The organism is Pelosinus propionicus DSM 13327, from assembly GCF_900114615.1.
GTDB lineage: Bacteria > Bacillota > Negativicutes > DSM-13327 > DSM-13327 > Pelosinus > Pelosinus propionicus.
In genome coordinates this window covers 1-9,536 of the sequence record NZ_FOTS01000091.1, presented here as the reverse complement: position 1 = coordinate 9,536, position 9,536 = coordinate 1, and the positions used below count along the sequence as shown (strand labels likewise).

Sequence of the window (9,536 nt, the reverse complement as noted above, 5' to 3'; positions counted from 1 at the left end):
AAACCATCGATTTAGAAGATTCTTGCTGCGTGGCAAGCAAAGCGTTAGGACTGAATTCTTGTTCTTGGCGATGGGCTATAACTTAAATAAACTACATAACAAAATACAGCAACAACGGTGCGGAAAAATGCTACACGAAAAAAAGACCGCCTAAAAGGTTGCAGGCACAGCAATTTATGAGGGGCATAATGCTCCTCTAGCTTTGCTATGCCTACTTTACTCCACTTAATTCGCAAAAAAGAGAAAATACCCTATTCGGTTAGGGATACAAAGAAAGAGCTATCTCAAATAGGTTTTAAAAACCTATTTTGAGACAGCTCCAAGAAGTATTTAACATGTCCATCATCCTCCTAATACATATATGTCTTCTGCTTCTTTCAGTCCGAGGACTTTTGCAATTTTTTGTGCTTGCTCTTTGGTAATTTTACTGCGATTGTCTTCCATATTACCTATTGTCGATCGATGCACTCCAATTACAACAGCCAAATCCTGCTGAGTAAGCTTTTTCTCGATCCTGAGTTGCTTAATTTTATTTTTCCGAACTATTTTTACAATAAGATGGACATGTTAAACACCTCCAATTTTATTGCAAAACGATTTTACACGATACAGGTAGTTTATGGGTATAAGGTTTGTACGTCGCGCATGTAAAAAATCCTGCTTTATTAGAAAATATTTTTTCTGAAAATATAAAAAAAAGAGGTGTTTTTTTGAAAAGAATCATTTTTACTATAATGGCTTGTCTATTTTTTATGAGTGCTGCATCTGCTGAAACAACACGACAATATAATCATGCCGAAAGAACCTTTTCTCTTATAAGTTATATATCAGATAAATATGACGATGATATGTATCTAAATACATGGTTTTTAAAAGAGTATAAATTAGATAATGGCGAAAACGACATCACATACTCATTATCAATGCATTTCGATCCAACAGACACAAATAAACCAATGAAAAGATATGAATTTTTTAAGGATGGATTTTTATATTCTTTAGAAGGTGATAGCAAAGTAAAACGAGGTGCATTTTCTTATATGACAGATCCAGGGATAGGACGCTTAGGTAATAGTATTGACGTTACAATACACGAGGCATCCAAAGGGAATTATACAGTAAGAACAGAGGGGAAAACATATCAATATGGAGGAAGATTCTATCTCTCATACAATGACAACCGACCATATTTACGAAAAGACAAGACAAGGAAGTTGGAAGTAGATTTTTACGATGATTTAATGGTTGCAATTAGAGATAATAAAGAGTTAACGTTACAAATCCCATATACCCAAAACCTAAGCAATGTTGAAAAGATAGAATTTATTACCTTTAAAATCTCCAAAGCAACATTAAAAGAGTGGAATGACGTAGTAAAATTTGATCTTAAATTAGAACTGCAAAAATTAAACACTCAGTAAGGCAATTGGGGAAATTAGCTTATTAAAACATGTATAAAGTGGTGATGATTTTGTTTAGCTTTATAAAAAGATTTTTTGGAATTTCTAAACCTAAAAGCAATGCTTTACCCGCCCCTGTCAAAACCAAACATGATACAACTTTAGATTTTGTGGCACTTGATTTCGAGACAGCCAGCTTAGCAAATGAAAGTATCTGTCAAGTTGGAATTGCAGTAGTGCGCCAAGATAAAATAATACATTCTCAGTCGTGGTTAGTTCATCCTCACTCAAAATATTTTTCGTCTAAAAATACGGATATCCACGGAATTTCATATAAAATGGTTAAAGATTCTCCTACTTTTGACGAGATATGGTCAGAAATAGAACCATATATTAAAGAATATGGTAATGTCGCTGCACATTATGCCCATTTTGATATTCCTGTACTCCTAGCCACTCTTAAATATTACAATATCACCCCGCCTCCATTCTCTATTATTGATTCTTGCGTAACAGCTCGCTATGCTTGGCCATTTCTCTCAAATCATAGATTACCAACTATTGCAGAGTATCTAAAATTAGAACTTAATCATCATAATGCATTATCAGACGTACTGATTTGTGCTCAAGCATTATTATACGCAAAGAAGCAACTTGGCGAAAAGATTATTATATCTATGAAACCGGAATGGGTTTGCGATAAAAAAATATATAATTCTATTTTCTTTGGGAATAAACAATAAATATTCTAATCTTAAAAAAGTCTAAACTAGGAAAACTTTTATGAACGTTTATGTAAGGATTTCAACAGATAAGCAAGCACACTCAGGCTATTCATTGCAAGATCAGATTACAAGTGTTTAGGAGGTCCGGCATGGCTAAAAAACGCTCTAATAACGAAGGTACACTGTATGAGGATAAAGAGAAAGGCGGTTATCGGGTGCAATTGACTGCACCAGACGGAAAACGTATTAGTAAGAGATTTAAGGACTCTGGCGAGGCAGTAAAATGGAAAAATGACAAGTTATCTGAATTCGGAAAAGGTCAATATGTAGCTCCGACTAAAATGACAGTCAAAATGTGGCGTACGCAATGGCTAGAAGAATATATCTTACCAAAACGAAGAACAAAAACCTATGAGGATTACAAAGCCTTATTAAATAATCATTTGCTGACTATTGATGAAGTGCCAATGCAAGAAGTGCTACCTTATCACATTACTAAAATCTATAATGCTATGCGTAAGAAGAAGTTAGCGGAATCAACTATATTAAAATTACATAGCATATTACACAATCTTTTTAAACAAGCAAGGATATCCCGGCTAATCTTAATAAACCCTATAGAAGATATAGAAAGACCTAAAGCTGTTAGACCAGACATTGTAACTATAGACGAAAAGGAAATGCAGCTATTTTTAAATGCTGCAAAAGGCACTCGTATTTATACTGGTATTTATCTATTAGCTCATACCGCGATGAGGTTAGGTGAAATATTAGGCATACGATGGTCTGATATTAATTTTAAAGAAAAGACACTTACGGTTGCACAGTCAATTCAGCGGACAAAAGCAAATAAATTATCTGCTGAATTACCAAAAACAGAAAATAGCGTTAGAACTATTTATTTAGATGATAATATTTTAGATGTTCTTAAGGAGGCAAGACAGCGTCAAATAGGTGACGATGATTTAAAGCACTCTAAATATGTGACTTGTAATAATAAAGGAACAGCTTTAGAGCCGCGAAGGTTCGCCAAAGAATTTGATGAAATTAGAGCAAAAACTGGAATTGATACAACTCGTCACGGATTAAGGCATTCTGTTGCATCTATATTAATTGATAAAAATGTTGCTATTCCAGAAGTTGCTGCACTGCTCGGGCACGCTGACCAAGCATTTACTTATCGAACTTACGTACATCCTCGAAAAGATGCAACTAAAAAAGCATCTTCCGTTATATCAAGAGCATTAAACACCAAGAAAGCAAAACCAAGAAAACCCGCCCAAGATAAAGATAAAAAACCAGACAAATAAATTTTGTCTGGTTTCATTTTTATATACAATTGCACCACTTTAGCACCACTATAATCCGCTCATTTTTGGCACCACACGGTACAGCTACTGATTTTATTGGAGCCGATAATCCGATTCGAACGGACGACCTACTCATTACGAATGAGTTGCTCTACCAACTGAGCTATACCGGCAACTTACCTCTACTATTTTATCTCACTACAGCCCTATAGTCAAGAATACTACCCATACTAAATTTGGTATAAATTTTACTCTTGTTAAGTTTTAGCTATACTATAGATTCTAAATCATTCTCAAAACATTTACTTTCAAGGGTTAGGAAGCAGGACAACAAATTCACTGCCTTTATTGAGCTCACTATTAACATAAATCTCACCTTCATGAGCCTCAACAATCCATTGAGCAATGGACAAGCCTAAGCCTGAGCCTTCAATATCCCGCGATCTCGACGCATCAACGCGGAAAAAGCGCTGAAAGATCTGCTCCTTACATTCAAAAGGAATACCTGGGCCATCATCTGTCACAGCAATTTGCGTATAGCAGCCAGTCGTATTTTGTACCTTTTTAAATTGTACTCTCACTTCACTATTAGGCGAGCTATATTTTATACTATTATCAATTAAGATAAACAAAAGCTGGTAAATGCGTTCCGGATCAGCATTTAAATCCATAGAATCGGCAGCATCAAACAGGATCTTTATCTCCTTCTCATCTGCCGCAAATCGTAGTGAGCGAAGTACCTGCTTAGTGATTAACGTCAGTGAAAATACTTCTTTTTTTAGCTCGATCTCTCCAGTATCGGTTCTTGCCAGTGTTAACAAATCATCGACAAGCTTTTTTAAACGAAACGATTCCTCTTTTGCATCATTCATGATTTGCATAGAGAAAGGCGACAAGCGATTATCCATGTCCATTTCTACAGCCTCTATGGAAGTAAAGAGCACGCTTAATGGCGTTCGCAGCTCGTGAGATGCATCCGCAATAAATTGTTTCTTCCTTTTCATTGATTCCTCCATGGGAGTTGTAACTTTGCCAGCTAAAAAATATCCGATCATCGCAGCTAAGAATAAAAAGATAAATGATACCGCCATTAGTGTAAAAACGCTGCGCAGCAAACTGCGCGCATAGGCCGTCACATCCCTGCCGACATATACTGTAGCTAACAAATTTTCTCCGCGCTGTACCTGATGAGCAGCAAGAATCAATACGGCCGTCTTATTCGTCGGCAACTTCACAGTGGTGATTTTCGTGCTTTCTAAAGGATTCCAGTTCATAATTTGAAAGTAAGCGGACTCTCGCAGCACAGGAACAGGCTGATCAGCCTTAATAATTTGCCCCTTTGTATCTACAATATAAAAAAAGACTTGCCCACTAATATCATAGTCATCTTCTGTTGTTGCTAAAGGTGGCCCATTTGTTTCTTTTTGGGCATGTTGCAGAATCAAACCTCGATTTTCCCTTGCTATCTCATTTGCTAATACCTTAACATCTTCTGTTCGTTCTACGTAGGTGCCCCAAATAATACCTAAACACACGATCCCAACAAATGCTATCAAAAATAATCCAAAGACTGCAGTATATACAGTAGTCAATTTTTTATGAGTCTTGGATATCATTTTTGACCTCCATTTTATAGCCAATTCCTCGAATATTTTGTATCAATTGGACTTCCCCAGAATCATCTATTTTCCTGCGAAGTAATCGCACAAAGGCTTCGAGGGTATTAGGAGAAACCTCGCTCTCCAATCCCCATATATGATCTAAAATGCGCTCTTTCGGCAGTACTCTTCCATAATTCTGCATCAATAATTCCAATAGCTGAAACTCTCGTCCAGTCAGCTGTATACTCCTTGTATCACGCGTAGCCACCTTCGTGGTTAAATTTAATTCCAGGTCAGCCGCTTTTATCACAGTTTCTTTTAGCGTAACCTTGCTCCTGCGGGACACGGAATGAATGCGAGCCAATAGTTCCTTAAAAACAAAGGGTTTGACAATATAATCATCAGCACCGGCCTCTAAACCAACCACTAAGTCATCTACCGTATCCTTTGCAGTAAGCATAAGTATTCCGCCTTGATAGCCTTCTTCCCTTAACTTTCGACACACTTGCAAACCAGACATTTCAGGCATCATCCAATCTAAAATCACAACATCATACGCCTCGCCTTGAATTACATCCAAAGCACAGTCGCCTGAAAGAACCCAATTTACTTGCAAGTCCTGTCTCAGTAACATTTGATGAAGAAGATTGCCAAACCGTTTATCGTCCTCAGCAAGTAATACTCTCATTACTTAACCCCATTTCACTCCGTAAAATTCCAATTCTAACAACTATATTACACCATAGGTTAATGAAATTCTGCTGAAAATTTAAAGCGAACTACAATCCGTAGGTCTGCCAAAAACGGGTTCTAACATAAAGGGTCTGGAAAATTCCAGACCCTCCTCTTAGAACTGTTCTTCTCTCAACACCGTTCTTATCATACTCCGTGCATTCAACCGAAATGCCTCTTCTGGCTGTTCCAGTCTACTTTGACTGTCTCTAAATACTTTTTCATACTCGATTAAAATTTGCTCTTCATCGCACCCTTGACTGACAAGACGAAGTATAAACTCCCTAGTTTCTTTAACAGCCAAGAGACAGTTTTCCCAATAGCTCAACGCAGCACTTTCATTGACCAAGCCAAAATGAGGTGAAATGATAAATCGAGGTTTTAGTTTTTGACATTTATCGATGGAAGCAATGGTCTCAGAGCAGCTGGTTAAAAAAGCTGGATAAATCTTTCCTGATTTACTCATATATCCTGTTGATTCACTTGGAAATAGGATTTCATTATCAACCAAAAATGATAATGAACATTTGGTGTGACCTTGTGTCTCAACCACATGAATGCTTAAACATCCCAGATCCAGCATCTCCCCGTCAGAAATAACCGTATCCACCTTCATCATTTCATCGTCGTAGTCCGCTATCGAATCTGCTCCATAAATTTGCGCTGCTTGCATGCTAAGACTTCGAATTAGTTTTAAAGCATTTGGCTTATTTAATGTCTGTTTTGCATATTCTGCCCCTAATACCTTACTATTAGACCATTGTTCTTTTAAATACGGAATGGCACCGATATGGTCATAGTGAGAATGACTGATACAAATATAATCTAATGTTCTTTTGCATAATACTTGCTTAATATTCTTAATGAGATTTGACGCACAATATGCCATGCCGCAATCAATTAATGCCGTTTTTTCCGTTCCCAATACTAAGAAAGCATTACCTCCTTTTCCGCCTGTGACATCTATAATTCTATCCATTTTCTTCATACCTTCCTTGTATTTACTGGAGCATAAAAACAGCTAATCATCCATCCTGCCCCTAAGCCAACCACCAGCGGTATAATCCACCCCATTCCAATGTCAAAGAATGGCAGAAAAGTACGATAGAGGATAAGGAACCCCTGAACACTCTCTTGATTTTTAATACTCTCCGGCATTGCATTGATTCCATCAGCGATACTGACCAGCAAGGTACATAGAGTTGTCATCATATATACAATCTGCCTCTCTTTAAAAAGTGGCGATAATAGGGCCAAGAGTATCAGTGTGATGGCTAGTGGATATAAGAACATTAATACTGGAATGGATAACGAAATAATTTGCGTCAACCCGATATTGGCAATCAGGCAAGAAAAAATGGTAAATAACACTACATAGGATTTATAGCTAAGAGAATTAGGAAATAGTTCCTGAAAGGTTTCGGAACACGCTGTGATTAAACCGATAGCGGTTTTTAAGCAAGCAAGGGTAACAATAATGGCTAATAGAATGCTCCCCAATGACCCAAAATAATAATTGGCGATTTGCGCTAATGCAATCCCGCCGTTTTCAGACAGCTTATACTGGCCAATACTTGTCGCACCGATATAAGCCAAACAGCCATAAATTAGTCCCATCAAAAGAACACTTACACTGCCCGCTTTAATCGTGCCAATTGCGATATTGCGTGGGCTTTGAACCCCAAGTCCTTTAATCGTTTGAACTACAATTATACCAAACGCCAGGGAGGCCAACGCATCCATCGTATTATACCCTTCGGTGAACCCTTTAAAAAAAGGCTCTGCAGCATAGCTTCCATGAATTGCTGCATCAGAGATAGTACCCATTGGCTGTAAAAAACTCACGATTACTAAAAAAGCTAAAAATACTAAGAACAAAGGATTTAATATCTTCCCTACCCAAGTTAAAATTTTACTGGGCTTAAGAGAAAAAAGTAAGGCCACGAAAAAAAATAGAACGGTAAAAATAGCTAAACCTATGGTCTGATATTCATCTGCAATATAGGGTGCCAACCCAATTTGATAGGAAACCGTGCCGGTTCTGGGAAGTGCAAAAAAAGGACCAATGGTTAAATACAATAAAACCGTCATAATGTATCCATACACAGGATGAACACGGCTGGCCAAATCAAATAACCCCCTGCTTTTCGATACACCAATAGCTACAACTCCTAAAAAGGGCAGTCCTATCCCTGTGACAAGAAATCCAAGGGTTGCACTTACAACATTACTGCCAGCTTCTTGTCCCATATGTACAGGGAAAATCAAATTTCCAGCACCAAAAAATAATCCAAACAGCATGGAACCAATCAATATATAAGACGATAACGTCAATCGTTTATCCATATAACCACTCCTACTTTTAAATAATAACGTTTATTTTACCGCACTCCAAGCACATTATTGAAGTATATAACGTTTCGAAAAAATTATCAATTACATACGCTAGTTCCTCAATGGATGTCGGCAAATGCCTTTCTGAATCCAGTACACAATGAATTAAAAATTGCAATATGTAATCCAAATCCAAGATAATGGCATAACAATCACCATGGCAGGCAGCATATTCCCAATCGGAAACGATTTAATTCCACAAATGCGAAACCCGGTAGCCAGCATCAGAATACCGCCACATGCAGAAAAGTCCGCAAGCATAGCCGGTGTGGTTAATGGCATAATGAAGGATGCCGCTAAAAACAAAATCAGCAGTACAATAAATTGTGGGATAAAAATTGCAGCAACCATATAGCCTAAAGCTGCAGCAAATATTCCCGCTGTAAAAAAATCAAGAATCGACTTTGCTAATAAAATCGTATGATCTCCTGTCATCCCCGATTGCAAAGCACCAAACACCCCTGTGCCGCTTGCACAAAACAAAATCACAATACTTACAAACTGATCCATAAAGTCTTTTGGATTTTCTATCCCGGCTTTACTGGAAAACAATTTTTCGATCGGCCCTCGAGCTTTATTGGACCAACCTTCAATTCCCTGTTCAAATTGTATCAGTTCACCGATCGTTGTCCCAACAATAACTGCTAAAATAACAGCTGGCAGGGTATGCATCTTCACGATGGTGGTAATTCCCATGGACATGGAAGCTACACCAAAAATTAAAGGCAGGCTGGTTCTAATTCGCTCTGGAACTCTGTCCCCTAAAAAGGCTCCTACAATTCCTCCAAAAAGTACAGATAAGCTATTAACAATGACACCAATAGGCATTATGAATCTCCTTTCCAGTAAAATAGGAACCAGTACTGCATCATCAAACATCATTTTGCAAAGAGCTGCTTCACACTGCTCATAATGACAGTTCTGATTCCTTAACGCTTACAGTAGCGGCAGATAAGATCAAATATATTAAATTAACCATACCATAAATTGTAACCTTCTAGAGCCCCTACATGCAAGTATATATCCTACACAAGGTTTACAAAGAGGCTGTCGCAAAATGCTTTTTGAAAAAAAGCATTTTGTGGCAGCCTTCCTTTCTTGAGCAGATAAAATCCAGGCGAAAAAGAATAAACAAAGAAGCTCTTCTTCCGTTTATGCCCATAGCAAACAGAGGAAGCCTCTTCCCCAATAAAAAAGTCTATTTGTATTTGTCAGGCTGCTTTGGGAATATGCAAGTAAGTTCCACAGCGACCACTTTGAATTTTGTTGTGGAGTTTGTTTAGGTTATACCCCATGCACAGCAATAGAAACTCGGTTTGCACCTTGACGCTGCCTCTCATAAGAAAACGTCGGAAGCCCATATCTGCTTTCAGT

At 37.7% G+C, this 9,536-nt stretch carries 11 protein-coding genes and 1 tRNA gene; 4 read left to right on the top strand and 8 right to left on the bottom strand.

What is annotated here, in order from left to right; all coding sequences use genetic code 11:
* The coding region (locus BMZ99_RS27675) for a transposase (RefSeq protein ID WP_139214858.1) at positions 1-154 on the top strand (154 nt) is incomplete at its 5' end.
* Positions 155-342: 188 nt separating this feature from the next.
* Here the strand turns inward: BMZ99_RS27675 and BMZ99_RS25065 are convergent.
* Positions 343-528 carry a helix-turn-helix transcriptional regulator gene (locus BMZ99_RS25065; protein WP_281246869.1) on the bottom strand — a complete coding sequence of 62 codons (186 nt, stop codon included), beginning with the start codon at positions 526-528 and terminating at the stop codon, positions 343-345.
* 182 nt (positions 529-710) lie between these two features.
* Here BMZ99_RS25065 and BMZ99_RS25060 point away from each other — a divergent pair, with 182 nt between their 5' ends.
* From BMZ99_RS25060 to BMZ99_RS25050, 3 genes are all read left to right on the top strand, one after another.
* Positions 711-1,421, top strand: a complete 711-nt coding sequence (locus BMZ99_RS25060; protein ID WP_090944539.1) for a hypothetical protein — start codon at positions 711-713, stop codon at positions 1,419-1,421.
* Positions 1,422-1,450: 29 nt separating this feature from the next.
* A complete protein-coding gene (locus BMZ99_RS25055; RefSeq protein WP_090944536.1) occupies positions 1,451-2,143 on the top strand; it encodes a 3'-5' exonuclease in 693 nt (230 codons plus the stop codon).
* 131 nt (positions 2,144-2,274) lie between these two features.
* Complete coding sequence (locus BMZ99_RS25050; protein WP_090944533.1) at positions 2,275-3,435, top strand: tyrosine-type recombinase/integrase; 1,161 nt, start codon at positions 2,275-2,277, stop codon at positions 3,433-3,435.
* Between the two features lie 97 nt (positions 3,436-3,532).
* Here the strand turns inward: BMZ99_RS25050 and BMZ99_RS25045 are convergent.
* The 7 genes from BMZ99_RS25045 to BMZ99_RS25015 form a co-directional block, all read right to left on the bottom strand.
* A tRNA-Thr gene (locus tag BMZ99_RS25045) sits at positions 3,533-3,608 on the bottom strand.
* Positions 3,609-3,743: 135 nt separating this feature from the next.
* Positions 3,744-5,051 (bottom strand): sensor histidine kinase, encoded by a 1,308-nt coding sequence (locus BMZ99_RS25040; protein ID WP_090944530.1) that lies wholly within the window; start codon positions 5,049-5,051, stop codon positions 3,744-3,746.
* On the bottom strand, positions 5,032-5,724 hold the full coding sequence (locus BMZ99_RS25035; protein WP_090944527.1) for a response regulator transcription factor: 693 nt from the start codon (positions 5,722-5,724) through the stop codon (positions 5,032-5,034). Before BMZ99_RS25035 ends, BMZ99_RS25040 begins: the two co-directional genes overlap by 20 nt.
* Before the next feature lie 159 nt (positions 5,725-5,883).
* Positions 5,884-6,747, bottom strand: coding sequence for an MBL fold metallo-hydrolase (locus tag BMZ99_RS25030; RefSeq protein WP_245755156.1), 864 nt, complete (start codon positions 6,745-6,747; stop codon positions 5,884-5,886).
* Positions 6,748-6,752: 5 nt separating this feature from the next.
* Positions 6,753-8,114 (bottom strand): branched-chain amino acid transport system II carrier protein, encoded by a 1,362-nt coding sequence (brnQ, locus tag BMZ99_RS25025; protein ID WP_090944521.1) that lies wholly within the window; start codon positions 8,112-8,114, stop codon positions 6,753-6,755.
* A 153-nt stretch (positions 8,115-8,267) separates the two neighbouring features.
* Complete coding sequence (locus BMZ99_RS25020) at positions 8,268-9,044, bottom strand: DUF554 domain-containing protein (RefSeq protein WP_245755155.1); 777 nt, start codon at positions 9,042-9,044, stop codon at positions 8,268-8,270.
* Positions 9,045-9,373: 329 nt separating this feature from the next.
* Positions 9,374-9,523: a transposase gene (locus tag BMZ99_RS25015; protein WP_139214823.1), complete on the bottom strand. Its 150-nt coding sequence runs from the start codon at positions 9,521-9,523 to the stop codon at positions 9,374-9,376.
* Positions 9,524-9,536 lie beyond the last annotated feature (13 nt).

Coding starts and splice junctions, on each gene's coding strand:
- BMZ99_RS25055 (WP_090944536.1), top strand. CDS start 1,451: ATGTATAAAGTGGTGATGATTTTGTTTAGCTTTATAAAAAGATTTTTT.
- BMZ99_RS25050 (WP_090944533.1), top strand. CDS start 2,275: ATGGCTAAAAAACGCTCTAATAACGAAGGTACACTGTATGAGGATAAA.
- BMZ99_RS25040 (WP_090944530.1), bottom strand. CDS start 5,051: ATGATATCCAAGACTCATAAAAAATTGACTACTGTATATACTGCAGTC.
- BMZ99_RS25035 (WP_090944527.1), bottom strand. CDS start 5,724: ATGAGAGTATTACTTGCTGAGGACGATAAACGGTTTGGCAATCTTCTT.
- BMZ99_RS25030 (WP_245755156.1), bottom strand. CDS start 6,747: ATGGATAGAATTATAGATGTCACAGGCGGAAAAGGAGGTAATGCTTTC.
- brnQ (WP_090944521.1), bottom strand. CDS start 8,114: ATGGATAAACGATTGACGTTATCGTCTTATATATTGATTGGTTCCATG.
- BMZ99_RS25020 (WP_245755155.1), bottom strand. CDS start 9,044: ATGATGTTTGATGATGCAGTACTGGTTCCTATTTTACTGGAAAGGAGA.
- BMZ99_RS25015 (WP_139214823.1), bottom strand. CDS start 9,523: ATGGGCTTCCGACGTTTTCTTATGAGAGGCAGCGTCAAGGTGCAAACC.